General features: G+C 41.1%; 26 protein-coding genes and 1 pseudogene. 23 read left to right on the top strand and 4 right to left on the bottom strand.

Annotated elements, in window-relative coordinates:
* Positions 1 to 43: 43 nt before the first annotated feature.
* The 5 genes from nusA to rbfA all read left to right on the top strand — a co-directional run bounded on the left by nusA (position 44) and on the right by rbfA (position 5,283).
* On the top strand, positions 44 to 1,201 hold the full coding sequence (nusA, locus tag DYD17_RS09080; RefSeq protein ID WP_003052330.1) for a transcription termination factor NusA: 1,158 nt from the start codon (positions 44 to 46) through the stop codon (positions 1,199 to 1,201).
* Positions 1,202 to 1,216: 15 nt separating this feature from the next.
* Positions 1,217 to 1,513, top strand: a complete 297-nt coding sequence (rnpM, locus tag DYD17_RS09075; RefSeq protein WP_003057040.1) for an RNase P modulator RnpM — start codon at positions 1,217 to 1,219, stop codon at positions 1,511 to 1,513.
* Positions 1,506 to 1,808, top strand: a complete 303-nt coding sequence (locus tag DYD17_RS09070; RefSeq protein WP_003052320.1) for a YlxQ-related RNA-binding protein — start codon at positions 1,506 to 1,508, stop codon at positions 1,806 to 1,808. The genes rnpM and DYD17_RS09070 overlap by 8 nt, the downstream gene beginning before the upstream one ends.
* Positions 1,809 to 1,827: 19 nt before the next feature.
* A complete protein-coding gene (infB, locus tag DYD17_RS09065) occupies positions 1,828 to 4,728 on the top strand; it encodes a translation initiation factor IF-2 (protein ID WP_115253094.1) in 2,901 nt (966 codons plus the stop codon).
* Between the two features lie 204 nt (positions 4,729 to 4,932).
* Positions 4,933 to 5,283: a 30S ribosome-binding factor RbfA gene (gene rbfA / locus DYD17_RS09060; RefSeq protein ID WP_002994317.1), complete on the top strand. Its 351-nt coding sequence runs from the start codon at positions 4,933 to 4,935 to the stop codon at positions 5,281 to 5,283.
* Positions 5,284 to 5,415: 132 nt separating this feature from the next.
* On the opposite strand, the gene DYD17_RS09055 is transcribed toward rbfA, so the two are convergent.
* Positions 5,416 to 6,390 (bottom strand): alpha/beta hydrolase fold domain-containing protein, encoded by a 975-nt coding sequence (locus DYD17_RS09055; protein WP_236593295.1) that lies wholly within the window; start codon positions 6,388 to 6,390, stop codon positions 5,416 to 5,418.
* Positions 6,391 to 6,573: 183 nt separating this feature from the next.
* On the opposite strand from DYD17_RS09055, the gene DYD17_RS09050 reads away from it, so the two are divergent.
* Genes DYD17_RS09050 through DYD17_RS09040 form a run of 3 tightly spaced genes read left to right on the top strand, consistent with a single transcriptional unit; the run spans position 6,574 to position 9,456 of the window.
* Complete coding sequence (locus DYD17_RS09050) at positions 6,574 to 7,008, top strand: CopY/TcrY family copper transport repressor (RefSeq protein ID WP_115253092.1); 435 nt, start codon at positions 6,574 to 6,576, stop codon at positions 7,006 to 7,008.
* Positions 7,008 to 9,239 (top strand): heavy metal translocating P-type ATPase, encoded by a 2,232-nt coding sequence (locus DYD17_RS09045; protein ID WP_174221698.1) that lies wholly within the window; start codon positions 7,008 to 7,010, stop codon positions 9,237 to 9,239. The genes DYD17_RS09050 and DYD17_RS09045 overlap by 1 nt, the downstream gene beginning before the upstream one ends.
* 13 nt (positions 9,240 to 9,252) lie before the next feature.
* The gene (locus tag DYD17_RS09040; protein WP_003052306.1) at positions 9,253 to 9,456 is read left to right on the top strand and encodes a heavy-metal-associated domain-containing protein; all 204 of its coding nucleotides are present in this window, start codon (positions 9,253 to 9,255) and stop codon (positions 9,454 to 9,456) included.
* Between the two features lie 202 nt (positions 9,457 to 9,658).
* On the opposite strand, the gene DYD17_RS09030 is transcribed toward DYD17_RS09040, so the two are convergent.
* Entirely contained in the window at positions 9,659 to 10,429 is a 771-nt protein-coding gene (locus DYD17_RS09030; RefSeq protein ID WP_115253091.1) for a DeoR/GlpR family DNA-binding transcription regulator, read from the bottom strand.
* Between the two features lie 233 nt (positions 10,430 to 10,662).
* Between DYD17_RS09030 and DYD17_RS09025 the strand changes: the two genes are divergently transcribed.
* From DYD17_RS09025 to DYD17_RS08980, 9 genes and pseudogenes are all read left to right on the top strand, one after another.
* A complete protein-coding gene (locus DYD17_RS09025; RefSeq protein WP_115253090.1) occupies positions 10,663 to 11,136 on the top strand; it encodes a PTS sugar transporter subunit IIA in 474 nt (157 codons plus the stop codon).
* A complete protein-coding gene (locus DYD17_RS09020) occupies positions 11,129 to 11,434 on the top strand; it encodes a PTS sugar transporter subunit IIB (RefSeq protein WP_003052292.1) in 306 nt (101 codons plus the stop codon). The genes DYD17_RS09025 and DYD17_RS09020 overlap by 8 nt, the downstream gene beginning before the upstream one ends.
* A gap of 25 nt (positions 11,435 to 11,459) precedes the next feature.
* On the top strand, positions 11,460 to 12,911 hold the full coding sequence (locus tag DYD17_RS09015) for a PTS galactitol transporter subunit IIC (protein ID WP_174221697.1): 1,452 nt from the start codon (positions 11,460 to 11,462) through the stop codon (positions 12,909 to 12,911).
* A gap of 256 nt (positions 12,912 to 13,167) precedes the next feature.
* Positions 13,168 to 13,593, top strand: a complete 426-nt coding sequence (gene lacA / locus DYD17_RS09005) for a galactose-6-phosphate isomerase subunit LacA (protein WP_003052286.1) — start codon at positions 13,168 to 13,170, stop codon at positions 13,591 to 13,593.
* A gap of 14 nt (positions 13,594 to 13,607) precedes the next feature.
* A complete protein-coding gene (lacB, locus tag DYD17_RS09000; RefSeq protein WP_003052284.1) occupies positions 13,608 to 14,123 on the top strand; it encodes a galactose-6-phosphate isomerase subunit LacB in 516 nt (171 codons plus the stop codon).
* 9 nt (positions 14,124 to 14,132) lie between these two features.
* Positions 14,133 to 15,087, top strand: a pseudogene (locus DYD17_RS08995) (tagatose-6-phosphate kinase).
* Positions 15,068 to 16,045: a tagatose-bisphosphate aldolase gene (gene lacD / locus DYD17_RS08990; RefSeq protein ID WP_115253088.1), complete on the top strand. Its 978-nt coding sequence runs from the start codon at positions 15,068 to 15,070 to the stop codon at positions 16,043 to 16,045. The pseudogene DYD17_RS08995 and the gene lacD overlap by 20 nt, the downstream one beginning before the upstream one ends.
* Positions 16,046 to 16,236: 191 nt before the next feature.
* Positions 16,237 to 16,854, top strand: coding sequence for a trimeric intracellular cation channel family protein (locus DYD17_RS08985; RefSeq protein WP_003052279.1), 618 nt, complete (start codon positions 16,237 to 16,239; stop codon positions 16,852 to 16,854).
* 1 nt (position 16,855) lies between these two features.
* Positions 16,856 to 17,683: a Cof-type HAD-IIB family hydrolase gene (locus DYD17_RS08980; protein WP_003052276.1), complete on the top strand. Its 828-nt coding sequence runs from the start codon at positions 16,856 to 16,858 to the stop codon at positions 17,681 to 17,683.
* A 134-nt stretch (positions 17,684 to 17,817) separates the two neighbouring features.
* On the opposite strand, the gene DYD17_RS08975 is transcribed toward DYD17_RS08980, so the two are convergent.
* Positions 17,818 to 18,375, bottom strand: coding sequence for a TetR/AcrR family transcriptional regulator (locus DYD17_RS08975; RefSeq protein WP_003052274.1), 558 nt, complete (start codon positions 18,373 to 18,375; stop codon positions 17,818 to 17,820).
* A gap of 294 nt (positions 18,376 to 18,669) precedes the next feature.
* Between DYD17_RS08975 and DYD17_RS08970 the strand changes: the two genes are divergently transcribed.
* Positions 18,670 to 19,512 (top strand): DegV family protein, encoded by an 843-nt coding sequence (locus tag DYD17_RS08970; RefSeq protein ID WP_003052272.1) that lies wholly within the window; start codon positions 18,670 to 18,672, stop codon positions 19,510 to 19,512.
* Positions 19,513 to 19,694: 182 nt separating this feature from the next.
* On the opposite strand, the gene DYD17_RS08965 is transcribed toward DYD17_RS08970, so the two are convergent.
* Positions 19,695 to 20,384: a GA-like domain-containing protein gene (locus DYD17_RS08965; protein WP_115253087.1), complete on the bottom strand. Its 690-nt coding sequence runs from the start codon at positions 20,382 to 20,384 to the stop codon at positions 19,695 to 19,697.
* 266 nt (positions 20,385 to 20,650) lie between these two features.
* Here DYD17_RS08965 and DYD17_RS08960 point away from each other — a divergent pair, with 266 nt between their 5' ends.
* The 5 genes from DYD17_RS08960 (at position 20,651) to glyQ (ending at position 26,785) form a co-directional block, all read left to right on the top strand.
* The gene (locus DYD17_RS08960; protein ID WP_037585134.1) at positions 20,651 to 22,282 is read left to right on the top strand and encodes a Na/Pi cotransporter family protein; all 1,632 of its coding nucleotides are present in this window, start codon (positions 20,651 to 20,653) and stop codon (positions 22,280 to 22,282) included.
* 116 nt (positions 22,283 to 22,398) lie between these two features.
* Positions 22,399 to 23,550, top strand: a complete 1,152-nt coding sequence (gene nagA, locus DYD17_RS08955) for an N-acetylglucosamine-6-phosphate deacetylase (protein ID WP_115253086.1) — start codon at positions 22,399 to 22,401, stop codon at positions 23,548 to 23,550.
* Positions 23,551 to 23,656: 106 nt separating this feature from the next.
* The gene (locus DYD17_RS08950) at positions 23,657 to 24,496 is read left to right on the top strand and encodes an aldo/keto reductase (protein ID WP_037585133.1); all 840 of its coding nucleotides are present in this window, start codon (positions 23,657 to 23,659) and stop codon (positions 24,494 to 24,496) included.
* Positions 24,497 to 24,630: 134 nt separating this feature from the next.
* Positions 24,631 to 25,164: an isoprenylcysteine carboxyl methyltransferase family protein gene (locus tag DYD17_RS08945; protein WP_003052261.1), complete on the top strand. Its 534-nt coding sequence runs from the start codon at positions 24,631 to 24,633 to the stop codon at positions 25,162 to 25,164.
* 703 nt (positions 25,165 to 25,867) lie between these two features.
* Complete coding sequence (gene glyQ, locus DYD17_RS08940) at positions 25,868 to 26,785, top strand: glycine--tRNA ligase subunit alpha (RefSeq protein WP_115246355.1); 918 nt, start codon at positions 25,868 to 25,870, stop codon at positions 26,783 to 26,785.
* Positions 26,786 to 26,956 lie beyond the last annotated feature (171 nt).

Raw genomic sequence — 26,956 nt, 5'->3', positions numbered from 1 at the left:
GAAAGGATTTTTGCCAAGCTTTATAAGCAAGGTAGATAATATTATGAGCAAAGAAATGCTAGAAGCCTTCCGCATTTTGGAAGAAGAAAAACACATTGATAAGGCAGATATTATTGATGCAGTCACAGAATCACTAAAGTCAGCCTATAAACGTCGCTATGGTCAGGCAGAATCATGTGTTATTGAATTTAATGAAAAAACCGCTGATTTTCAAGTGTTCACGGTTCGTGAGGTTGTTGAAGAAGTTTTTGACAGCCGTCTTGAAATTAGTTTGAAAGATGCTCTTGCTATCAGTTCTGCCTATGAATTAGGGGATAAGATTCGTTTTGAGGAATCTGTTAATGAATTTGGACGTGTTGCTGCTCAATCAGCTAAACAAACCATTATGGAAAAAATGCGTCGCCAAATGCGTGAAGTTACTTTCAACGAGTACAAAGAGCATGAAGGTGAAATCATGACAGGTACAGTTGAACGTTTTGACCAACGTTTTATCTATGTTAACTTAGGGTCACTTGAAGCACAATTATCACACCAGGATCAAATTCCAGGAGAAACATTCAAATCACATGACCGTATCGAGGTTTATGTTTACAAGGTTGAAAATAATCCTAAAGGGGTTAACGTTTTTGTTAGTCGTAGCCATCCTGAATTTATCAAACGGATTATGGAGCAAGAAATTCCTGAAGTATTCGATGGAACTGTTGAAATCATGAGTGTTTCTCGTGAAGCAGGAGATCGTACGAAGGTTGCTGTTCGCAGTCATAACCCGAATGTTGATGCTATCGGAACCATTGTTGGACGTGGCGGAAGCAATATCAAAAAAGTCATTAGCAAATTCCATCCTAAACGTTTGGACGCTAAGACAGGTCTTGAGATTCCAGTCGAAGAAAACATTGACGTGATTCAATGGGTAGATGATCCAGCAGAATTTATCTATAACGCCATTGCACCAGCTGAAGTGGACATGGTTCTCTTTGATGATGATGACCTTAAACGTGCGACAGTTGTTGTCCCAGATAGCAAATTGTCATTAGCCATTGGCCGTCGTGGGCAAAACGTTCGCCTAGCGGCACATTTGACTGGTTACCGTATCGATATTAAATCAGCTAGTGACTATGACCGACTTGAGGCTGAAAAAGAAGCAGCGATGGCGATGGAAGAATCAGTTGCTGACGATAGTGCCGCTAACGAGGAAGTATAAGAAAAGAGGTGTTTGATGTCTAAAGTCAAAAAAATACCTTTACGAAAATCACTTGTTTCTGGTGAAATCATTGACAAGCGAGATCTCCTAAGGATAGTCAAAACAAAGGATGGTCAAGTTTTCATTGATCCAACTGGTAAACAAAATGGTCGTGGTGCCTATATCAAATTAGACAATCAAGAGGCCTTAATGGCCAAGAAAAAACAAGTTTTTAATCGTAGTTTTTCAATGGACATTCCAGAAAGTTTTTACGATGACTTGATTGCTTATGTTGATCACAAAGTCAAAAGAAGAGAGTTAGGTCTTGACTAATTTAGAAAGATTATCTAATCTCATTGGTCTAGCTCAAAGGGCTGGAAAAGTGATTTCTGGCGAAGAATTGGTGGTGAAAGCCATTCAAAGTCAGCAAGTAGCACTGGTTTTTCTAGCCAATGATGCTGGCCCCAATGTGACAAAAAAAGTAACAGATAAAAGTAATTATTATAGTGTAGAAGTCTCCACAGTGTTTAGTGCACTGGAATTAAGTGCTGCATTAGGTAAGCCGAGGAAGGTTGTTGCCATTGCAGATGCTGGATTTTCAAAGAAAATGAGGACTCTTATGGAATAGACGAATAGGAGGACACAAATTGTCAAAGAAAAGATTACATGAAATTGCCAAGGAAATTGGTAAAAGTAGTAAAGAAGTGGTAGAACAGGCCAAATCTTTAGGGTTGGACGTAAAAAGTCATGCCTCAAGTGTCGAAGAAGCGGATGCTAAAAAGATTGTCTCAAGTTTTTCAAAAGCCTCTAAACCTATCGCAAAGACATCTCAATCCATTACAAAGCTTGTCAAACCTGCAACGATTAACGCGTCTGATCCTTCTCAATCAGAAAAGCCTAAAGACATTGCCCAATCAGTAGCAGCAACACAAAAGCAGGCAGTGACTGAGGTAGCCGAAAAACCTGCGGTTACTAAACCAAAAAGCCGTAATTTTAAAGCGGAGAGAGAAGCGCGGGCGAAAGAACAAGCTGCGCGTCGGCAAGCAGGAGGCACAAATCGTTCCGAAGACCGCCGTGGTGATTCCCGTCAGGCTAATCGAGGTAGTCGTGATCAAGACCGCAGAGGTCATCGCTCGCAAGGTCACTCAAAAGATAGACGATTTGATCAGAGACCATCAAATGGAAGCAATCGCAACGATAACCGTCAGCAAACTGGCAATCGTGACCGTAACCGTTCCTTTACAAATGGGAATCGTCAAAATGATCGCTTTGCTGATAACAGACGTCAAGAACAGGCTCAACCAAGTGGACCTAGAATTGATTTTAAAGCCCGTGCAGCTGCCTTAAAGGCTGAGCAGAATGCAGAATATTCTCGCCAGAGCGAATCCCGCTTCCGCGAACAAGAAGAGGCTAAACGCTTAGCTCAAGTTGCCAGACAAGAAGCTAAGGAAGCAGCTCTTCAAGCACAGGCTGAAGAAAATAATCGTCGCGAGGCGTCGGCGAAAACTGCTGAACCTGTGGTTGCAATGGCTGCTCCAGTAGGAGCTGTCACAAAGCCATCAGATAACCGCCGTAAAAAACAGACCCGTCCTGAAAAGAATCGTGACATGGATCATCATTCAGAAGAGGGACAAAAGAAAAATAAGAAGAGTTGGAATAGTCAAAACCAAGTGAGAAATCAAAAGAATAGTAACTGGAACAAAAACAAGAAGACCAAAAAAGGCAAAAACACTAAGAATACCAATACTGCTCCAAAACCAGTAACCGAGCGTAAATTCCATGAATTGCCAAAAGAATTTGAATACACGGAAGGCATGACTGTTGCCGAAATCGCAAAACGTATCAAACGTGAACCTGCTGAAATTGTTAAAAAATTATTCATGATGGGTGTTATGGCAACTCAAAACCAATCTTTAGATGGTGACACTATCGAATTATTGATGGTAGATTATGGTATTGAAGCTAAGGCTAAAGTAGAAGTTGATGATGCGGACATCGAACGTTTCTTTGAAGATGAAAGCTATCTCAATCCTGATAACATTGTGGAACGTGCACCAGTTGTAACCATCATGGGACACGTTGACCATGGTAAAACAACCTTACTTGATACCTTGCGTAATTCGCGTGTAGCAACGGGAGAAGCTGGAGGAATCACTCAGCATATTGGTGCCTACCAGATTGAAGAAGCTGGTAAGAAAATCACTTTCTTGGATACTCCTGGACACGCGGCCTTTACAAGTATGCGTGCACGTGGTGCTTCAGTTACCGATATCACGATTTTGATTGTTGCTGCTGATGATGGTGTTATGCCACAAACGATTGAAGCGATCAATCACTCAAAAGCTGCTGGTGTTCCAATCATTGTTGCTATCAACAAGATTGATAAACCAGGTGCTAATCCAGAACGTGTCATTGCAGAATTGGCAGAATATGGTATTATCTCCACTGCTTGGGGCGGGGACAGTGAATTTGTGGAAATTTCCGCTAAATTCAATAAAAACATCGATGAGTTGTTAGAAACAGTTCTTTTAGTCGCTGAAGTGGAAGAGCTTAAGGCTGATCCAACCGTTCGTGCAATTGGTACTGTTATCGAAGCACGTTTGGATAAAGGTAAAGGTGCTATCGCTACGCTTCTTGTTCAACAAGGAACTCTTCATGTTCAAGACCCAATCGTTGTTGGTAATACCTTTGGTCGTGTCCGCGCTATGGTAAATGACCTTGGTCGTCGTGTTAAATCTGCAGAACCATCAACACCAGTTTCTATTACTGGTTTGAATGAAACACCGATGGCTGGTGACCACTTTGCTGTTTACGCTGATGAAAAAGCTGCGCGTGCAGCTGGTGAAGAGCGTTCAAAACGTGCCCTCCTCAAACAGCGTCAAAACACGCAACGTGTTAGTCTTGATAACCTCTTTGATACCCTTAAAGCAGGCGAGATTAAGACTGTTAATGTCATCATCAAAGCAGACGTTCAAGGTTCTGTTGAGGCCCTTGCAGCCTCTCTTGTGAAGATTGATGTGGAAGGTGTTCGCGTGAATGTCGTTCACTCTGCTGTAGGTGCTATCAACGAATCCGATGTGACCCTTGCTGAAGCGTCAAATGCTGTTATTATTGGTTTCAATGTTCGTCCTACTCCACAAGCTCGTCAACAAGCGGATACGGATGATGTGGAAATTCGTCTTCACAGTATTATTTATAAAGTCATTGAAGAAGTGGAAGAAGCGATGAAAGGGAAACTTGACCCTGTTTACCAAGAAAAAGTTCTTGGTGAAGCTATTATTCGTGAAACCTTCAAAGTTTCTAAAGTGGGAACAATTGGTGGCTTTATGGTAATCAACGGTAAGGTAACACGTGATTCAAGTGTTCGTGTTATCCGTGATAGTGTCGTTATCTTTGATGGTAAACTTACCAGCTTGAAACATTACAAAGACGATGTCAAAGAAGTCGGTAATGCTCAAGAAGGTGGTTTGATGATTGAAAACTTTAATGACCTAAAAGTTGATGATACCATTGAAGCTTATGTTATGGAAGAAATTGTGAGAAAATAAGGGTTAAGAAGGTCTGAGATATAACTTTTTCCTCTGTCGGAAATAATGACTTGTTCTACCAGACGAGCTACTTGGGACATTCCTTCCAGTCTCGTCGTGGAATTCTCAGATTTTCTTTAATTGTCGTTATCAAAACAGGTAGCAATGTCATAAGCTGGGCTTTCAGTCTAGCTTTTGTTTTAAAAATGTGGAAAGGAAATGGCTATGGCTAATCATCGTATTGACCGTGTTGGGATGGAAATTAAGCGCGAAGTAAATGATATTCTTCAGAAAAAAGTGCGTGATCCACGTGTTCAGGGAGTAACCATTACAGAAGTGCAAATGCAGGGTGACTTGTCACTTGCTAAAGTTTATTACACCATTATGAGTGACTTGGCATCTGATAATCAAAAAGCACAAACAGGGCTTGAAAAAGCTACTGGAACGATTAAACGTGAACTTGGTAAACAATTGACCATGTACAAAATTCCAGATTTGGTGTTTGAAAAAGACAATTCCATCGCCTATGGCAATAAAATTGATCAACTCTTACGAGATCTTGACAACAAATCCTAAGTATTGCGGTGCGGATGTTATGACAGAAAGAGCCTTATCATTATGATAGGGCTCTTTTTAATTGTTATTTTGTGGTACAAACTACAAAAAACCACCAGATTAACTGGTGGCAGGTAGGAATTATTCCTCTCATTAAGGGGTTTTGTTGATGGCATCAATGATTTGGTATTGAGCTGTTTTTGCCTCTTCAATAGGATAAATCGGGTAAACATGGTTCATGCCTTCTTGGGCGATGAAGGTTAGTTGATGGTTAGCTGCCCGTAATGTTGCGGCATAATCACGAATATCTGGATAGAAAATCTCACGTGTGCCAGTGAACAGGGTGATTGGTGCTAATTTGTCAACAGGACCATTTTTAGGGCTGACATAGATATGGTTGGTGTTATCGGCAGATTTAGCCCATTTTTCACCCACACGTTTTAGTCCCCAAGCTGATAAAATGGGATCAGCATCTTCGTAATTTGGGGTTTCTGCATGTGACATGGTCACATCTAGCCATGGGGAAAGTAGAATAATCTGTTTAGGTTGAGGAATAGATTCATTATTCAAGGCATGAGCCAATCCTAGAGCAAGTCCGCCGCCAGCTGAGTCTCCCATCAAGAAAAGCTGGGAATGTTGCTGTTGATAATGCTTGTAAAGATTAACCAATCTTGGCATGGCATAATCATAAGTGTAGCGTGGTGCTTTAGGGTAAATCGGTAAAACAATTTTTGCGTCAAGGCTAGTCGAGAGGGTCTTGAGCATACTGATGTGATAAGATGTTGGATTGTTGAGGTAGGATCCACCTGCTAAATAAAAGATGGTTTTTTGGTCAGGTTTTCCATTACTATTCCAAGAGTACACTTGCATATCAAATAAGTTTTCTTGGACAAGGGGACCATTTACGGTATTAGGGTCGAGCACATAAGGCTTATCTGATTGTTCTTGGCAAGCATTGAGATAGGTTTGAAAACTAGTATCATCTTTTTCAGCATAGTAGCTTTTGTCTCGTTTTAGCCAGAAATATTGCTCGATAAACCAGCTCTTCCAAGAACGAGAACTAGCTGCAACTGGAGTCGGCAGGCATAAGGTCAGTAATAGACCTAAGGTGACAAGTGTTTTTCGAATAGGATGTTTCAAGGGTATCTCCTTAATGTAAATGTTATTTTTATTGCAATAATATTATAGTAAAAATATTTCATTTGTCAATATAAGGATAGAAAAATGAGAAAAGTTATTTATTTACAAATGTAGTTAAATTCGTTACAATTGATTTACAAATGTAAATAAATTGTGAATGAAGGTGACGTTATGCAACAGATATCAGCTGCCGAATGGGAAGTCATGCGTGTGGTGTGGGCCAGTGGTGATATTAAAAGTAGCGATATTATTACTATTTTAAGGAAAAAATATCAATGGTCAGATTCTACCATTAAAACCTTGATTGGGCGTTTGGTGGAAAAAAAGGCTTTAGGAACTTACCGGGAAGGTAGGGCCTATATTTATCAAGCTCTTCTGGATGAGACTTTGCTACAAAAAGAAGCACTAGCGACTGCTTTAAACGGTATTTGTCAGCGTAAACACGCGCGTCTACTTCTTGAACGGTTTTATGACTTACCGATGACCTTAGAGGAAATCGAGGCATTCCAAGAGCTACTAGAAGTCAAAAAAGAAAATGCAGTTCTTGAGGTGCCGTGTAATTGCCTGCCTGGGCAGTGCCACTGTCAGAAAAAGGAGACGTATTAATGGCTAAAGAGATATTTTTAGTGGAGGGAATGAGTTGTGCCTCTTGTGCTCTAACAATTGAAAAAACGGTCAATCAATTGCCTGAAGTAGAACAGGCCGTTGTGAATTTAGCGACCGAGAAGCTCACGGTTACTTATCAAGATGACGATTTAGAAACGGCCAAAGTTATTCAAGCGGTAAAAGCTGCTGGTTATGGTGCACAAGTCTTTGATGAACATGCAAAACATATGCAAACAGGTCGTCGTGACGAAGGCCTAAAGGTTATTTGGTCTCAGGTCTTGTGGTCTGCTTTATTCACCATTCCTATATTATACCTAGCTATGGGTCACATGGTAGGTTTATGGCTTCCTCCATTTCTGCAACCAGATCGGTATCCTTTCATTTACAGCTTTAGTCAGCTACTCTTGACGATTCCAGTCTTAGTATTAAATCGTCATTATTACCATAATGGGTTTAAAGCTTTGTTTAAGGGACATCCTAATATGGACTCCTTGGTAGCTTTAGCAACCAGCTTTGCTTTTGCTTATAGTCTTTATGGAGTAGTTGAAATCAGTCTGGGCCAGGCGCACTTTGTGCACTCTCTTTATTTTGAATCGGCGGTAGTGATTTTGACACTCATTGGTCTAGGAAAGTATTTTGAAAGTCGTTCTAAAGGCCGTACTTCCCAAGCTATTCAAAAACTCTTATCCTTGAAGGCTACTGATGTGAGGGTATGGAGAAATAGCCAATGGCAATTGTTGCCGTTAGAAGAGGTTAGCTATGATGACCTTGTCCTGGTTCAACCAGGTGAAAAAGTTTCTATTGACGGTATTATCGTGGAAGGACATAGCAGTTTGGATGAATCCTTTTTAACCGGGGAAAGTTTGCCTGTTGAAAAGGGAGAAAAAAATAATGTCTTTGCGGGCAGCTTGAATGGGCAAGGCGCCCTCACTATTAAACCGGATAAGCTTGGAAACGATACCTTGTTAGCACAAATTATCCAACTAGTTGAGAATGCTCAAGAAAATAAAGCACCTATTGCAGCTATTGCTGATAAGGTCTCAGGTGTCTTTGTTCCGGTGGTTTTGGTAATAGCTCTGTTAACAGGGGTGTTTTGGTTGGTATTCATGCAGGAAAGTCTTCGTTTTAGTTTGACAACAGCCATAGCTGTTCTAGTCATTGCTTGCCCTTGTGCGCTTGGTTTAGCAACGCCGACAGCGATTATGGTTGGAACAGGGCGTGCAGCTGAAAATGGTATTCTTTTTAAAGGTGGTGACATCTTAGAACAAGCCCATCAGGTAGATACGGTTGTTTTTGATAAAACGGGGACGATTACGGAGGGGAAACCAAGTCTTCAAAACTTCCTAATTTTTTCGGGAGATGATCACCTTATCTTGCAAGAAGCTGCTTCCTTGGAGACCTATTCTCAACACCCCTTAGGGGAGGCTATTGTTCGTGCTGCTCAGGAAGCTGGTTGCGATAGTCTACCAGTGGAAGAGTTTGAGTCTTTAACTGGCCTAGGAGTCACCGGTCAGCTTAAAGGGCGTCGTTTGGCGATTGGAAATGCTACTTTAATGGCAACCCTTGGTATCGATTTATCTTCTGTTCAGTCAGTTTGTGCTAAGGCTTCTGGGAAAGGCCAAACCCTTGTGTATTATGCTAAAGAGGGGCAGCTAAGAGCTCTTTTCAGTATTGCTGACGCTGTCAAAGAAGATAGTCAAGCTACCGTCCAAGCTTTGCAGCAACTGGGAATTCACACTATCATGCTAACAGGTGACTACGATGCTACCGCTAAGGCTATTGCCTCTCAAGTGGGGATTACAGATGTGATTAGTCAAGTCTTACCTGATCAAAAAGCAAGCGTGATAGCAAACCTCCAATCTCAAGGAAAAAAAGTTGCTATGGTAGGTGATGGGATTAATGATGCTCCGGCATTGGCCGTAGCAGACATCGGGATAGCTATGGGGTCAGGGACAGATATTGCGATTGAATCGGCGGATGTGATTCTGATGAGGCCTGATATGCTGGATTTGGTGAAAGCCATGTCATTGAGTCGAGCAACTATGAGGATTGTCAAGGAAAATTTATTTTGGGCATTCCTTTACAATGTCCTTATAATTCCAGTGGCCATGGGCTTACTTCATCTTTTTGGAGGTCCATTATTAAACCCGATGTTAGCAGGTTTTGCCATGAGTTTTAGTTCAGTATCAGTTGTTTTGAATGCATTGCGTTTAAAAGGAAAAACCATTTAAAGGAGAATACAAAATGGAAAAACATTATCAGGTTACAGGAATGACATGTGACGGTTGCGCAAGAACGGTCACTGAAAAATTATCAGCTGTTCCCGGTGTGCAATCGGTCCAGGTAAATTTGGAAAAAGGACAGGCTAAGGTGATAGGACGTCCTTTAACGTTCCTACTCAAGCGTGCTTTGAAGGATACCAAATTTGAATTACATAAATCATCTTAGGTTATTTTGGTAGCCTTACTTAATTTCAAAAGAGGTTCCAGTTTAAACTGGAACCTCTTTTTTTTATGGTCGCTAATAAAGACTCTGACGTTAGCAGGTGTGTTCCGAGCAAAATAAAAACACCTCTCTGGAAGCAAATCACTTTTGCCAGAAGGTGCCGAGGGACGATGCGCTGACAGGCTGTCCATTCTTGATGAAACGTTTACTCCTTGTTTTCGTGGGCTACTAATAATTGGGTGAACTGACTATAACGTTCAATGACGTCATCAGTTATTTGAGAATCGGTAACAACTGCATCAATGTTATCGAGATGGTAGAAAACGAAAAAGTCATAGGCATTGAATTTTTGATTGTCTACCAAGAGGTATTTTTCGATAGAGTTGTTGAAGGCTAGTTTTTGAATCTCTCCTTCGGTTTCACTGTAAGTAGCGACGTCGTTTTTGTAAATCCCATTACAGCTAATAAAAGCCTTGGCGAATTTTAAGGAGGTAATATTTTGACTTGCTAGTGAGCCGACAAAGGCACCTGTAATAGAGCGATACTCCCCGCCAATAAGGATAAGATCAACGGTTTCACTGTCTTGGAGAATAGTGAAAACAGGTAGGCTATTGGTCACAATACGAATTTTCCGGTTTTTCAGTTGTCCAGCAAAAAATTCTAGAGTTGTCCCTGGTCCAATAAAGATAGTTTCGCCATCGTTAACTAATTGAGTAGCATAGGAAGCCAATTCACGTTTTTCTTTTGTTTGAACGGTTTGTTTTTCAGAATTTGACCGTTCTTTTTTGTTAGGCATGGTAATGCTTTGAGCGCCGCCATGGATACGGATTAATTTTCCTGCTTTTTCCAATTCGTCTAAATCTCTGCGCACGGTCATATCAGAGACGTTTAAGGTCTCGATAATATCATTAACAGTGATAATACCTCTTTCATTGACCTGTTCAAGAATTGTTAGAAGCCTCTCTCTTTTTAACACTTAAAGACCTCCTTTCCGATGTATTTGATTAGGATTATCATAGCATACAAACGATTAGATTTCAACAAAATAAAATAAATAAAACAAAAAAAAACAAAAAAATAATATATTTCGAAAATAATGTTGATTTATGTTTGTTTATATACTATAATAGATTTTGTAAACGGTTACTGATTGTTTGAAGATGATGGGTAACAACAAAAGTAAAACAAATCATAGGAAGGCGGTATGGTGTGTTTCCAAATATTTTAGTTACTGATGCAAGGACCCAAACAGAGCTTTTTGACCGTGTGGCTAGCCACCTAACAAAAATAGGTTATGTAACGGCAGATTACTATCAGGCGTTGGTTGAACGGGAGGCTTCCTTTCCAACTGGGCTTAAGATTGATTTGAAAGACGGCTCGGATATTCTCTATGCAGCTATCCCTCATACAGAAACTAAGTATTGCTTAGTCAACCAAGTCATCTACGTGAAAAACAGTTATCCCCTTGCTTTTCAACATATGATTAATCCAGAGGAGACTTGTTTCGTAACGGATTTTTTCTTTATTATCAATAGTCAAAATGAGGGTCAGACGACGATTCTATCCAATCTCATTACCTTCTTTATTACCAAGGGGAATCTTAGCCATCTAGCTAGTCTAAAAGATGATAAACAAGCTATTTCAAACTATTTAATAGAAAAAGGAGTGTTTCACCATGATTAAAATTCTAGCAGCCTGCGGTGCAGGTGTTAACTCAAGCCATCAAATTAAAGATGCGATTGAAACTCAGATGAGTGACCGTGGTTACGATGTTCACTGTGATGCGGTGATGGTAAAGGACATTACTGAGGAATTAGTTTCTCGTTATGATATTTTTACGCCGATTGCAAAAACTGACTTGGGATTTGAGATGCCAATTCCCACAGTAGAAGCAGGACCGATTCTCTATCGTATCCCAATCATGAGTGAGCCTGTTTTTGCGGAGCTGGAGCGCGTGATTAAAGAAAACCATTTGCAATAAGTCAATAAAAACATAAGGAGACAAGATGATGCAACCTTTTTTGGACATTATTAACAAGATTCTGGGATTTCCTATTCAGTTAGGATCAGGTGTGGTCATGCTGATTGTCATGACAGGTTTAGCCATGATTTTCGGGGTTAAACTCACAAAGGCACTGGAAGGCGGGATTAAGTTAGCCATCGCTTTGACAGGGATTGGAGCTATTATTGGAATTTTAACAGGAGCTTTTTCAGAGTCTTTACAGGCCTTTGTCAAAAATACAGGAATCAGTTTGAATATTATTGATGTGGGCTGGGCACCGCTTGCAACAATTACCTGGGGTTCCCCTTATACCCTTTATTTCTTGCTGGTGATGCTGGTGGTTAATATTGTCATGATTGTCATGAAAAAAACAGACACCCTTGACGTCGATATTTTTGATATTTGGCACTTATCCATTACGGGCTTGTTAATTATGTGGTATGCGGCTCGCAACCATTTGCCAGTCCTTGTGTCTCTTTTGATTGCTACTGTGGCAGTTATTCTTGTTGGGGTACTGAAAATCATTAACTCTGATTTGATGAAACCCACCTTTGATGATCTCCTTGGAACAGGGCCTCAATCACCGATGACATCAACTCATATGAACTACATGATGAATCCAATCATTATGGTCTTAGATAAGATTTTTGACAAGGTCTTTCCGGGGCTAGATAAATATGACTTTGATGCTGCTAAATTGAACAAAAAAATTGGCTTCTGGGGCTCTAAGTTCTTTATCGGAATGGCTCTAGGTTTTGTGATTGGTATTATGGGAGACCCTCATTTCAGTGTTGAATCTGTTAAAAATTGGTTTGGTCTAGGATTTACAGCTGGTGCCTGCTTGGAACTTTTCTCTTTGATTGGCTCTTGGTTTATCGCAGCTGTTGAACCTTTGTCACAAGGGATTACCAATTTTGCCAATGCTAGAATGCATGGGCGTCGTTTCAATATCGGTTTGGACTGGCCTTTCATTGCTGGTCGCGCTGAAATCTGGGCTTGTGCCAATATTCTTGCTCCAATCATGTTGATTGAATCCGTTCTTCTTTCAAAAGTTGGCAATGGGATTTTACCATTGGCGGGAATTATTGCTATGGGGATGACACCAGCTCTTCTTGTGGTCACACGTGGTCGTTTGATTCGCATGATCATTTTTGGCTCCCTCTTATTGCCGTTATTCCTCTTGTCAGGAACCATGATTGCCCCATTCGCAACTGAATTGGCTAAAAAAGTAGGTGCTTTCCCAGCAGGTGCAAGTGCTGGCTCCTTGATTACGCATTCGACTCTTGAAGGACCAATGGAAAAAATCTTTGGTTATGTGATTGGTCAAGCGACAACAGGTCAGATTGCCTCAATCATTACGTTAATCATCTTTGTGGCCATTTACCTAGGTCTCTTTGCTTGGTATGCTAACCAAATGAAGGCACGTAACGCTGAGTATGCGAAAACAATGAAATAAAATCAGGTTAGGTGACTAACTAAAAAACTATTGGGAATAGCAGATAACCGCTTAAGGTATTCCAGCTTAATCCCCTAGAGAGAAAAGAGTATTCCTCATGTAAGGCAAGGCGCTCTGTGGGTACCCGCAAGCGCTTTTCTTGAAAGAAATAATGGAAGACAACTAAGACTGCTGGCAATAATCCTGACCTAAGGACAGGTAATCCTGTTACCTTTTTGTAGATTGGCAAGCGGTTTGGATTAGAAAAGGAGAAACGATGGCTATTATTTTAGGTGCAGATGCACACGGAAATGCATTAAAAGAATTAATAAAAAGTTTTCTTCAAGAAGAAGGCTATGACATTATTGACGTGACTGATATTAACAGTGATTTTATTGATAACACATTAGCGGTGGCTAAAGCCGTTAATGAAGCAGAAGGGTGTTTAGGCATTATGGTGGATGCTTACGGAGCAGGTCCCTTTATGGTAGCCACAAAACTAAAAGGAATGGTTGCTGCTGAAGTTTCAGATGAACGCTCTGCTTACATGACTCGCGGTCACAACAATGCCCGTATGATTACCATGGGAGCAGAAATTGTAGGTCCAGAATTAGCGAAGAATATCGCCAAAGGTTTTGTGACTGGTCACTACGATGGTGGTCGTCATCAAATTCGTGTTGATATGCTCAATAAAATGGCCTAAAGGAGGATAAAGAGATGAAAATTGCGATTGGATGTGACCATATTGTCACCAACGAAAAAATGGCTGTTTCTGATTTTTTGAAATCTAAAGGCTATGACGTTATTGACTGTGGCACCTACGACCATACTCGTACCCATTACCCTATTTTTGGGAAAAAAGTAGGCGAAGCTGTGGTTAATGGACAAGCTGACTTGGGCGTTTGTATTTGTGGGACTGGAGTTGGCATTAACAATGCGGTAAATAAGGTACCAGGTATTCGCTCCGCCCTTGTTCGAGATATGACAACAGCCCTTTATGCCAAGGAAGAATTGAATGCCAATGTGATTGGCTTTGGTGGTAAAATCACGGGTGAACTTCTTATGTGTGATATTATAGACGCTTTTATCAAGGCAGAATACAAAGAAACTGAAGAGAATAAGAAGCTAATTGCTAAAATAGCCCACTTGGAAACTCATCATGCCAGCCAAGAAGATCCTGATTTCTTTACAGAATTCTTAGAAAGATGGGATCGTGGCGAGTATCACGATTAGGGAGAAGCGATGATTTTAACAGTTACCTTAAACCCTTCTGTCGATATTTCCTATCCTTTAGATTGTCTGGCTCTAGACACGGTTAATCGTGTCGCACACGTAAGCAAAACAGCGGGTGGGAAAGGTTTGAATGTCATACGAGTACTGGCAGAAGTAGGACAATCTGTTGTGGCAACAGGATTTATCGGTGGAAAACTGGGGGGACTTTGTCATTCATCAGTTACAAGAACAGGGCATTTCTAACCAATTCTTCAAAATCAAAGGGGAAACAAGAAACTGTATTGCTATCTTGCATGAGGGCATGCAGACAGAAATCTTGGAAGCGGGACCTTATATTGATGTGGACGAGGCCGAAGGCTTTTTGAATCACATGAGCATTATTGCTAAACAATTTGATGTTTTGACCTTTTCAGGCAGTTTACCTAAGGGACTTGCTGCGAACTATTATCAGGATTTGATTACCATGGCGAGAGCTTATGGCCGAAAAGTGGTTTTAGATTGCTCAGGTGCTCCCTTAAAAGCAGTATTAGCTGGGAGAGACAAGCCAACCGTGATTAAACCCAACTTGGAAGAACTAGAGGCTTTGTTAGGGGAATCGATTACCTTAGATGAGGAACGTTTAGTTTCCTTGTTAAGTCAACCTTTATTTGAAGGAATAGAATGGATTATCATTTCCCTTGGTGCCCAAGGAGCTTTTGCTAAACATCATAATAGGTTTTATCGCGTCAGCCTCCCTAAAATTAAGGTGGCTAATCCAGTCGGTTCTGGAGATGCTACTGTGGCAGGAATTGCTTGGGCTTTGGCAGAAGGAGATGACGATGAAACACTCCTGAAGAAAGCCAATGTTTTAGGCATGTTAAATGCTCAAGAGTCAAAAACAGGACATGTCAATATGTTTCATTTTGACAAACTTTATCAAGAACTTCAAGTAAGAGAGGTAACACATGACAATAACAGCAAGTAAAAAAACTTATTTAGAAAAAGTGAGCCATCGAGGAATCATTTCAGCCTTGGCTTTTGACCAACGTGGCGCCTTAAAGCGCATGATGGCAGCTCATCAGGAAACAGAGCCAAGAGTTGAGCAGATGGAAGCCCTAAAAGTTTTGGTATCAGAGGAGTTAACCCCCTATGCCTCATCCATTCTGTTAGACCCTGAATATGGCTTGCCAGCAACCAAGGTCCGTGATGACAATGCTGGCCTGCTCCTAGCCTATGAAAAAACAGGCTACGATGCGACTACAACTAGTCGTTTACCTGATTGTCTGCTAGAATGGTCTGTTAAGCGACTGAAAGAAGCTGGGGCTGATGCCATCAAATTTCTACTCTACTATGATGTGGACGGCGATGAGCAAATCAACTTGCAAAAGCAGGCCTACATTGAACGTATCGGTTCTGAGTGCACCGCTGAAGATATTCCTTTCTTCCTTGAAATACTGAGCTATGACGAAACCATTGCAGACAATAGCAGCACAGCTTTTGCCAAGGTGAAGCCTCATAAGGTCAACGGAGCAATGACCGTTTTCTCTGATGACCGGTTTGGCATTGACGTTCTTAAAGTTGAAGTGCCGGTTAACATGGCCTATGTGGACGGTTTTGCTAATGGGGAAGTGCTTTACAGTCAAGAAGAGGCTGCTCAGGCCTTTAGAGATCAAGAAGTCGCTAGCCATTTGCCTTATATTTATTTGAGTGCAGGCGTATCTGCCCAGCTCTTTCAAGAGACTTTGCGTTTTGCGGCAGCAGCAGGTGCTAAATTTAGTGGGGTACTTTGTGGACGTGCTACCTGGGCAGGAGCTGTTCCGGTTTACATTAGAGAGGGTGAGGGGGCAGCTAGGAACTGGCTCCGTACTGAAGGCTTCCAAAATATTGACGAGTTGAATAAGGTGTTGGAAGCAACAGCTACTCCTTGGACAGAAAAAATCTAAAACAACCTTAACTTATCAAACGGCTATATTGATGCGTAAGATAAGTATGGGCTATTCAATTGAACCTCTTACAGCAAGGATGAAAATGAGTTTTATCCTTGCTTTTTTGTCCTCACTTTTTACTATTTTCGCTTATTTTTTAAAGGAAAACGTGGTAAACTAGGAGAAGATTAACTGACAATAGGTGGCGTATGACAATCGACATGTGGGAAATTTTAAATATCATTGGAACCATCGCTTTTGCTCTTTCAGGTGCTATTGTTGCCATGGAAGAAGAGTTTGATATTCTAGGGATTTTTATTTTAGGTTTTGTAACAGCCTTTGGGGGCGGAGCCATTCGAAATACCTTGATTGGGCTACCGATTGAGGCGCTCTGGGGTCAAAAGCCAGAATTTACCTGTGCTTTTTTAGCTATCGTTCTCATCATGTTATTCCCCAAGCTTGTTGCAAGAGGGTGGGTTAGAGCGGCAGTTCTCACAGATGCTATTGGTTTAGCGGCTTTTAGTGTGCAAGGTGCTTTGCATGCGGTACGCCTCAATCAGCCGCTAAGTGCTGTCATTGTCGCCGCAGTTTTGACTGGTGCAGGTGGAGGTGTTGTCAGAGATATTTTGGCAGGCCGTAAACCGAGTGTATTACGTAGCGAAATTTATGCCGGTTGGTCTATTTTTGCAGCCTTGGTTCTCCATTTTAGATTAGCCGACACGACGCTAGAATGCTATGCTTTAGTTGTATTATTAACGACTTTACGGTTGATTGGCCATCGTAGAAAATGGAACTTGCCTAAAATCAAATGGAAAGAGGAACTATAAGATGATTCAACTGATTGCTATTGATTTAGATGGTACATTGCTAAATGAGCAAAAAGAAATCCCAGAAGACAATATTAAGATGATTCAAGAAGCTGCTAATACTGGAGTGAAGATTGTCGTCTGTACAGGTCGCCCTCAATCGGGAACAAGGCCCTACTTTGATCAGTTGGGGTTGGTTGAGGAAGAATTTCTCATCCTTAACAATGGGTGCAGCACTTACAGTAGTCCAGACTGGCAACTACGCCATTCTAAGTCACTTAACTACTCTGATATTGAGGCCTTAGAGCAGGTCAGTCAATCCTTTCCTGGAGTTTACTTAACCCTAACAGGAGAACAAGATTATTTAGTCCTTGAACCAGAAGTGCCAGATCTTGTTCAGGCAGATGGAGATTTGGTCTTTGCAACCGTGCAAGCAGTCTCTTTAAGGCAGTTATCTCAATCATATCAGGTGATTTTTCAAGCCATGTATTTAGGGGAAAAAGCTGCGCTGGATGCTTTTGAATTAGCAGCAAGTGATCACCTTCGTCAAAGCTATCATGTGGTGCGTAGTCAAGATAATATCTTGGAAATTCTTCCTAAGGGCGTCAGCAAGGCATCTGCTTTGAGGGAATTGGTAGAGGATTTAGATCTAAGTGCTGATCAAGTTATGGCGATTGGCGATGCTCCTAATGACATTGAAATGCTTAACTATGCTGGATTAGGGGTTGCCATGGGCAATGCTTCAGAGGCTATTAAGCAATTAGCTGATCAGGTGACTATTACCAATGATGAGGCGGGTGTTGCCCAAGCAATTCATCAATTTGTGTTGCTACCTAACAAAGAGTCATAAGACTAATCGTGTTGAGGGGATAATAGAGGCTGAAGTTACCCCCTATTTGAGAAGAGCTGTTACTAATGAACGGGCAAAACCTAAAAAAATGAACAAGGGCATTTCCGTAGGATGGAAAAGGTTCTTGTTCATTTTTAGGTTAGTAGTGGAAGTCCCATAGCTGCCATTTCTTCTGCTGGAACCACCATATCATCTGAAATCCAATTAGATAAGACAGAGACAATGGCATTGCTCCAAAATAGTCGCTTATAGTGTGATTGTTTCTTATCTTTCCATTTTTGATAGGCCTTGAGGCGCTTAGTTACTAATTGGGTTAATAGGTGATGCAAATGATGCTTAAATACTAGTTTAAGTAGCTGTGCTTCTTTTTTTGCTTCGTTAAAGAGATAGAGCCAAGCTTGATAGGCTTGCGTTTTAATATCAAATTGTTTGAGTCCGTGAAAAATACGGCGAATCATGGTTGTTAAGAGATGCTCTAAGATGGCTTCTTTTGAGTTATAATTGCGATAGAAAGCGTTGCGAGAAACCCCTGCTCTAGTCACCAATTCTGTAATTGTAATGTCTCCCAATGATTTCTTTTCTAAAAGGGTAAGCAAGGCGATTTCCATTGATTCACGTGCTACCTGGCGTGCTTCCTGATTGAATTGAGTTAAGTTTTGAAGCGATCGTTTTGAAATTACTTTGTCGGTCATCACAAATACCTTTCAAGTGTTACGTCTGATACGTTATTAGTAGCGAAAGCATACTTAATAATGATATAATTTTATGGGAAATGGCTTAGTTTGTCAACTAAAGTTAGCTAGTGAGAGGTCAAGGACTCGTACAGGTTCTTTTAAGGGGCTCTTTTTAGGCTACTAAACACTAAGCTCGACAATAATAGCCTGAGGGTAAGCTGATAAAGCGTCATCGAAGCGTGATTATAAAAAGATGACACCTTACTTTTAGAATGACAATAGAATGACTTAGAGGAAAAGAGGAAATAACAAATGACTTGGAAAATTGTAACAGATTCGGGCTGTGACCTTAGGAGTTTAGAAAGCCAATCTAAAGAGCTTCAGTTTGAACGCGTGCCCTTAACACTGCAAATTGGCACCGAAATCTTTAGAGATGACGATGGTTTAGATATTGATCACATGATGGCAACGATGTACCAATCTTCAAAGGCTGCTACATCAAGTTGTCCAAGTCCGGATGCCTTCTTACAGGCTTATAAGGGTGTTGATAATGTGATTGCTGTCACTATTACAGGAACTTTGTCAGGTAGCCATAACAGCGCTCGTCTGGCTAAAAATGATCTTCTTGAAGATTATCCGAATGCCAATATTCATGTGATTGATTCCTTATCGGCTAGTGGAGAAGTTGATTTGATCGTTTTAGAATTAGAGCGTTTGATTAACCTAGGACTCTCTTTTGAAGAAGTGGTTGAGCGAATTACCGCCTATCAAGAAAAAACACGATTGATTTTTGTCCTTGCCAAAGTTGATAACTTGGTGAAAAATGGCCGTCTTAATAAATTGGTTGGAAAAGTTGTTGGACTCCTTAACATTCGAATGGTCGGTCAAGCAAGCCAAGAAGGAACACTTGAGTTGTTGCAGAAAGCACGTGGTCAGAAAAAAGCAGTCTCTGCTTTAGTAGAAGAAATTCAAAAAGCAGGTTACAAAGGTGGCAAAGTCTATATTGCTCATGCTAATAACCCAAAAATTTGTGAACAAATTAGCGAGAAAATTAAAGCTATTTATCCAGATGCTGTTATCCAAACAGGAATAACATCAGGACTGTGTAGTTTTTACGCCGAAGATGAAGGTATCCTAATGGGATATGAAATATAAGACTATCACAAAAGGCTAGCCCAAATAGATTTGGGCTAGCCTTTTTCTTTTACATTTTTTGATAGAAAGTCTATGAGTCAAGCAAAACATTACAAAAGATGACTGATACCTTATGGGCGCTGACGATTAACCTTGGTCTTGTTCGCTTAGCGAAGCTCTAAGGACACTAAGAGAGCTCTCTATTACTCTTTAGAGTGGGTCTCACCTGAACCAATTGGTGGTGTAGGAAGAGAAGGTGCTGACGGGTGGCTTGGTTCAGGTTGACTTGGCTCTGGATCCGGATTTGGAGTTGGTGGTTCCGGAGTGGCTTCGGGACTAGACGGTTGAGGGACAGTCGTGTGAGGTTGACTTGGTGCTGGATCAGGAATCCAAGTGGAAGTATTGTTGTCATCTATTACTTGTCTAGGGGTTTCCTCAGGAACTGGTTTAGCTAGCACAATGGCGTCAAGCCTTGCCTGTAGGGCAGTTTTTTTTCCAAAATTGTTCAATTCATTGACAGCTTTTTGAGCCAAATCTTTGAGTGCTGGGCTTGGGGCATCTTCAGCTGATTTCACGGCGCGAGTGGCTGCTTCTTCTTGTTCTAAAGTTACTTTGACGGCTTCTAAACGGTCTTGTAATCCTTGTTTTTTGGAGGATGCTTTTAAACGGTCGATGGCATGTTGGGCTTTATTAGTGGCAGCTATAGTTCCCAATTTTTCAGCGGCCTGGACCGCTAGGTCAGCTTGCTTTGTCAAGTATATAGCTTGTTCTTGCCGTCTGAGAGTTGTTGGCATTTTAGAAGTGCTGCCAAAAACGAGGTAAAGTCCTCCCATGAGAGTAATGGTAAAAATGCTTAACAGCAGATACAAGGCTTCTTTTTTGGATTTTTGCATGGTTTCTCCTTTGACTGGCTCAATTCAACATAGCCTTATTATACCGTTAATAGAGAAAAATGAAAAGGTTGCTAAGTCAGACCTTGCTGTCTTTAGAAAGGATTTGAAGATAAGCCTTTTTAGAAAAGTTATCGAACGACGAACCTGTTTACCTTATGCCTCTTAATCAGTGGTGTTCTTAACTCCTAAGAATTAAAAAAACCTTGTGATAAAGAGAGGAATGCATTAAAATAGAAGAGACTAAAAATTTGAGCGAGGACAATATTGTGTCAGTAAATTGGCAAGACATTGCATTTCATTTCTTTGGAGGCCTAGGTCTCTTTCTATTCAGTATCAAGTACATGGGAGATGGTCTTCAGCAAGCAGCGGGAGATAAACTCAGGTACTATATTGATAAGTACACAAGCAATCCCTTTTTTGGTATTCTGGTTGGGATTGCCATGTCTGCCTTGATTCAGTCCAGTTCAGGTGTTACTGTGATTACGGTTGGCTTGGTTTCAGCTGGTTTATTAAATTTACGCCAAGCTATTGGAATTGTTATGGGAGCCAACATTGGGACTACGGTTACCTCTTTTTTAATTGGTTTTAAATTAGGAGATTACGCCTTACCAATGATTTTTATTGGGGCAGCCTGCCTTTTCTTTACCTCGAATAAGAGACTTAATAATTTAGGACGCATTATCTTCGGGGTAGGGGGGATTTTCTTTTCTCTTAATCTTATGGGAGATGCTATGGATCCTTTGAAGTCAGTGTCTAGCTTCCAAACTTATTTAGCCACACTGGGCGATAAACCTTTCCAAGGTGTTTTTATCGGATCAGTTTTGACGATGGTGATTCAGTCATCTGCTGCTATTATTGGAATTTTACAAGGCCTTTTTTCAGGTGGGTTATTGACCCTGCAAGGAGCAATCCCAATCTTACTAGGGTCAAATATTGGTACTTGTATCACAGCAGTATTAGCTGCTATTGGGTCCAATATTGCGGCTAAGCGTGTAGCTGCAGCCCATGTCTTGTTTAACTTGATTGGAACCATGATTTTCATGATTTTCTTGCTTCCATTCACTTCTTTGATGCTATGGTTGCAAACAGAATTGAAACTGATACCAGAAATGACGATTGCTTTTTCACACGGTTCTTTTAATATCACTAACACCATCTTACTGATTCCCTTTATTGGTCTGTTGGCGATGTTAGTAACGAAACTTATTCCGGGAGAGGATGAGGTGGTGAAATACGAGGCGCTATACCTTGATCGTTTGCTTATCACCCAAGCACCATCTATCGCCTTAGGAAATGCTCATAAAGAACTGATTCATCTAGCTTCTTACGCTATTCAGGCTTTTGAAGCTTCCTACAGCTATATCATGACAGCAGATGATAAATTTGGTGAAAAAGTGAGACGTTACGAGAAAGCAGTCAATACCATTGATGAGGAGTTAACCACTTATTTGGTTGATATTTCCAACGAAGCCCTCAGCCCGAGTGAAAATGAAGTGCTGGCGGGTATTCTTGATTCTTCCCGTGATTTGGAAAGAATTGGAGACCATTCTGAATCATTGGCAACCTTAATTGAAGGGATTACTACAAAGCATATTGGCTTTTCAGCAGCAGCTCGCAACGAATTAACGGACATGTACCGCTTGACGCATTGCTTGACCTTGGATGCTATACGAGCTATCGTAGATAGTGATAGCAATCTGGCGCAGATGATTGTCATCCGCCACAAGGAAATTGAGGAGAAAGAGCGTCGTTTGCGTAAAACACACATTGAACGCCTTAATCGTGGAGAGTGTACGGCTCAAGCTGGGATTAACTTTATTGATATTATTTCCCACTACACGCGAATTACTGATCATGCTTTAAATTTGGCTGAGAAAGTACTTTCACATCAACTCTAGCAACCATGGAAAACCTGAATGACTAATCAGGTTTTCTTTTTTAGGTCGGGAAGTGGTATATACCATTTACAAAGTTTGGAATAAGGCGTATAATAAGAAAAAAGGGAGGAAAAAAGATGACAAGCTATCTAAAAGCGGATTGTTTTTATTACCCAACAGAGGTGAAACCAGCAGGCTATTTAAGCCTTGAGGATGGTGTTTTTGGGGAGTGGTCAGAAACGGCCCCAACAGATGCCCAAATCATTGATTACACAGGTTATCAGATTGCACCGGGCCTTGTGGATACACATATCCATGGTTACGCGGGTGCTGATGTCATGGATAATTCTGCAGAAGGTATCCATAAAATGAGTGAAGGGTTGCTGTCAACAGGGGTAACATCCTTCTTACCAACAACCTTGACCTCTACCTTTGAGCAATTAGAGAAGGTCTCAGCAACTGTTGCGTCAGTCGCTAATCAAGTTAAGGGGGCTAAGATTCAAGGCATTTACTTTGAAGGTCCTTATTTTACCGAAGAATATAAGGGTGCTCAAAATCCAAGTTATATGAAAAACCCACGGTTGGATGAATTTAACGCTTGGCAAAAGGCTGCAAAAGGCCTCATCAAAAAAATTGCACTTGCTCCCGAACGTGATGGTGTCGCAGAATTTATCTCCACAGTGACCAAACAAGGTGTCACAGTAGCCTTAGGACACTCAAATGGAACCTATCAAGAGGCTAACGAAGCTGTCCAATCAGGTGCTAGCGTTTGGGTCCATGCCTATAATGGTATGCGAGGATTGACTCACCGTGAGCCAGGAATGGTTGGTGCCGTCTATAATTTGCCTAACACCTATGCAGAGTTGATTTGTGATGGACACCATGTCTCACCCGTTGCTTGTGATATTTTAATGCAACAAAAAGGGCATGATTATGTGGCTATGATTACTGACTGTATGCGGGCAGGTGGCTCTGCTGATGGCGATTATATGTTAGGAGAATTTCCTGTGGTTGTCCAGAATGGCACTGCCCGTCTCAAGGAGAGTGGTAATTTGGCAGGGTCCATTTTGAAATTAAAAGACGGTCTTAAAAATGTAGTGGCTTGGGGAATTGCTAGTCCAGCAGAAGCTATTCATATGGCGACTTATGTGCCGGCTCTTTCTGTCGGTATTGACGACGTATGTGGTCAAATCAAATCCGGTCATGCAGCAGACTTTATTGTTCTTGATCAGAATTTGGAGCTTCTAGCTACCTATCTAGATGGTCGAAAGGTTTTTGATGCCTCATAAACTAAGAAAGGGTTGGAATACCAATCCTTTTTACTTTTCCTCTGTATATGTTAGAATAAGTTGTGGTAATCGCTTATAGAAACCATTATTAAAGGAGGAGCTTATGATGGTAACAACAGTAAAAATGACTAGTGGTTATGATATTCCGGTTTTAGGATTTGGAACTTACCAGGCTGCTAATGGCGAAGAAGCTTATCAAGCTACCTTAGCAGCTATTAAAGCAGGCTATCGTCATATCGATACAGCAGCTATCTATAAAAACGAAGAAAGTGTCGGAAGAGCCATTAAAGATTCAGGGATTCCTCGGGAAGAGTTATTTGTTACAACTAAACTCTGGAATGATGCCCATAGTTATGAAGGGGCTAAAGAAGCCTTGACTGGCTCTCTTGATCGCCTAGGTCTGGACTATGTGGATCTCTATCTCATCCATTGGCCAAATCCAAAAGCCCTACGTGATTCTTGGCAAGATGCAAATGCTGAAGCTTGGAGTTATATGGAAGAAGCTGTTGCAGAAGGCTTAGTTCGCTCAATCGGTGTCAGTAATTTTATGGTGCATCATCTCGAAGCACTTAGTAAGACTGCTACCATAAGTCCTGCTGTGAACCAAATTCGTTTGGCACCAGGATGCTTCCAAGAAGAAGTGGTTAACTACTGTAAGCAGAAAGGAATTCTACTAGAAGCTTGGAGTCCACTAGGACAAGGGGAAATTTTTGATAATAAGACCATGCAGGAGTTGGCTGATAAATATAATAAAACGGTGGCACAAATTGCCTTAGCCTGGTCCCTATCGGAAGGGTTTATTCCCCTCCCTAAATCCGTTCATGAAGATCGCATCAAGGAAAATATGGCTATTTTTGATGTGAGCTTGACACAGGAAGATAAAGATAGCATTCGTCATCTATCAGGGATGTCAGAGGTCCCAAATCCTGATACGACTAACTTTTAGCCTAACACTAAAGATTTAACTTAAGCGGGTTGAATCTTTTTTTGAAAACGGTTTGACAAGTATTTGTCATTTAGTTATAATCTTTATTAGTGTTTTGTGAAAAAACGATAAATTAAAACATAAGGAGTTCTATTGTGATCATCTTTTTAGTGATGTTAGCGATGTTTACTATTCGATTAGTATTCTTAAAAAAATCCATTAAAAACGAAAAAGCCATTTTAGCCAAGGGAGGACAAGAATTTGGTGTCCAAAATACAAAATTCTTGACCTTACTTCATATCATGATTTATGTTTTTGCGGTGATAGAAGCCCTTCTTAAACAAATTAAGTTTGATGGCATCAGTTTGTTAGGTCTCTTGCTCATGCTGTTTTCAATATCTATTTTGTATGAAGTGACACGTATCTTAGGTGACATCTGGACTGTTAAGTTAATGTTGGCCAAAGACCATAAATATGTTGACCACTGGTTATTCAAGACAGTTAAGCATCCTAACTATTTCTTGAATATCGCTCCAGAGCTCGTGGGGATTGCTTTGCTTTGCCACGCGCAAATCACAGCTATGTTGCTTTTCCCGTGCTATGTGATTGTGATTTACCTCCGTATTCGTGAAGAAAATAAGTTATTGGCAGAAGTGATTATCCCAAACGGTACTCAGACCAAAGCTTAAGACCTTAAGCTGAATACTAGTTCCCTATTAGACAAGTCGGGTATTTTATGTTAAACTAGTCGTTAGGAAAGAAAATGACTAGTTTTTATCTCAAGCGAGTTCGGGGTGGTGAGAGCCGAATGTTAGGATTGTTGATTGGCGCTTTCTGTTCAAGTGAGATTTGAAAAAGGCGACTTGACTTGAACTACAATTTAAAGACAATGAAGTAATAAATTAGGGTGGAACCGCGTTTTGACGCCCCTATGTCTATGGACATGGGAGGCGAGGAGCGTGGTTTTTTGTTATTGATTCACTCAATAGTGAGGTCTCCGAATCAAAGCTTCAACTGGGATGAAAAGCGATTACCAAGGAGCTTGTTTGCCTGTAAGAAGCAGGAGTAGACACCGGGAACTAAACATAACCAGTCTAATGCCAAACAGCAATCGCTGAATAGCGACTTGCCTAGCCTATGCACTAGCTCGCTGTCAGCAGCATTATTGGCTGCTGACACTCACGTCGCAAGATATTAAACTTTCAGAATGGAGAATTTATGTCAACAAAAAAATTGACTTTTCACAGTGTCAAGAGCAACTTTCTCCTTTTAGTCGTATTGTCAAACGCTCATTGCTAGTATGACTGAGCTAGATACTGTACTAACTCGTCGTTTGCCGCATTGTCGGCGACAAACGGCTCCTGTTACAAGAAATTTATAATGGAGGACACTATGTCTAAAAAACTAACTTTTCAAGAAATCATCTTGACCTTACAACAATACTGGAATGATCAGGGGTGTATGCTCATGCAGGCTTATGATAATGAAAAGGGTGCTGGGACCATGAGCCCTTATACTTTCCTGCGTGCCATCGGTCCTGAGCCATGGAATGCGGCTTATGTAGAACCGTCACGCCGGCCGGCTGATGGTCGTTACGGGGAAAATCCAAATCGTCTTTACCAACACCATCAATTCCAAGTGGTCATGAAACCATCACCATCAAACATTCAAGAACTTTATCTTGAGTCTTTGGGAAAATTAGGTATCAATCCATTGGAACATGACATTCGCTTCGTTGAGGACAACTGGGAAAACCCGTCAACTGGTTCTGCGGGACTCGGTTGGGAAGTTTGGCTTGATGGGATGGAAATCACACAGTTCACTTATTTCCAACAGGTTGGTGGACTTGCGACTTCACCAGTAACAGCTGAAGTGACTTATGGTTTGGAGCGTTTGGCTTCTTACATTCAAGAAGTGGATTCGGTTTATGATATCGAATGGGCACCAGGTGTTAAATATGGTGAAATCTTCTTGCAACCTGAATATGAGCATTCAAAATACTCTTTTGAAATTTCAGACCAAGACATGCTCCTAGAAAACTTTGAGAAGTTTGAAAAAGAAGCAGGACGTGCTTTGGAAGAAGGTTTGGTTCACCCAGCCTATGATTACGTGCTTAAATGTTCGCATACCTTCAATCTGCTAGACGCTCGTGGAGCGGTATCTGTAACCGAACGGGCTGGCTACATCGCCCGTATCCGTAACTTAGCACGTATCGTTGCTAAGACCTTTGTTGCAGAACGCAAGAAGCTTGGCTTCCCACTCTTGGACGAAAAAACACGAGCAGCTTTACTAGCTGAAGATGGCGAATAAGTTGTCTTAAATACGATTTTAGTTGTGAGCTTTGTAATGTTAGAAGCGAGCAAGAAGTGGGTGACCGAAGGTCGCCTCAAGGATGCTTTTCGCTATAGGGGAACAAAGATTAAGGTGTCTTCCTTGATTTTTGAAGGAATTTTCAAACCTATAGGCTTGAAAATTAGGCAT

The sequence above is a fragment of the Streptococcus dysgalactiae subsp. dysgalactiae genome (assembly GCF_900459225.1).
Lineage (GTDB): Bacteria > Bacillota > Bacilli > Lactobacillales > Streptococcaceae > Streptococcus > Streptococcus dysgalactiae.
The sequence above is the reverse complement of the archived record's forward strand: the minus strand, read 5'-3'. Positions and strand labels throughout refer to the sequence as shown.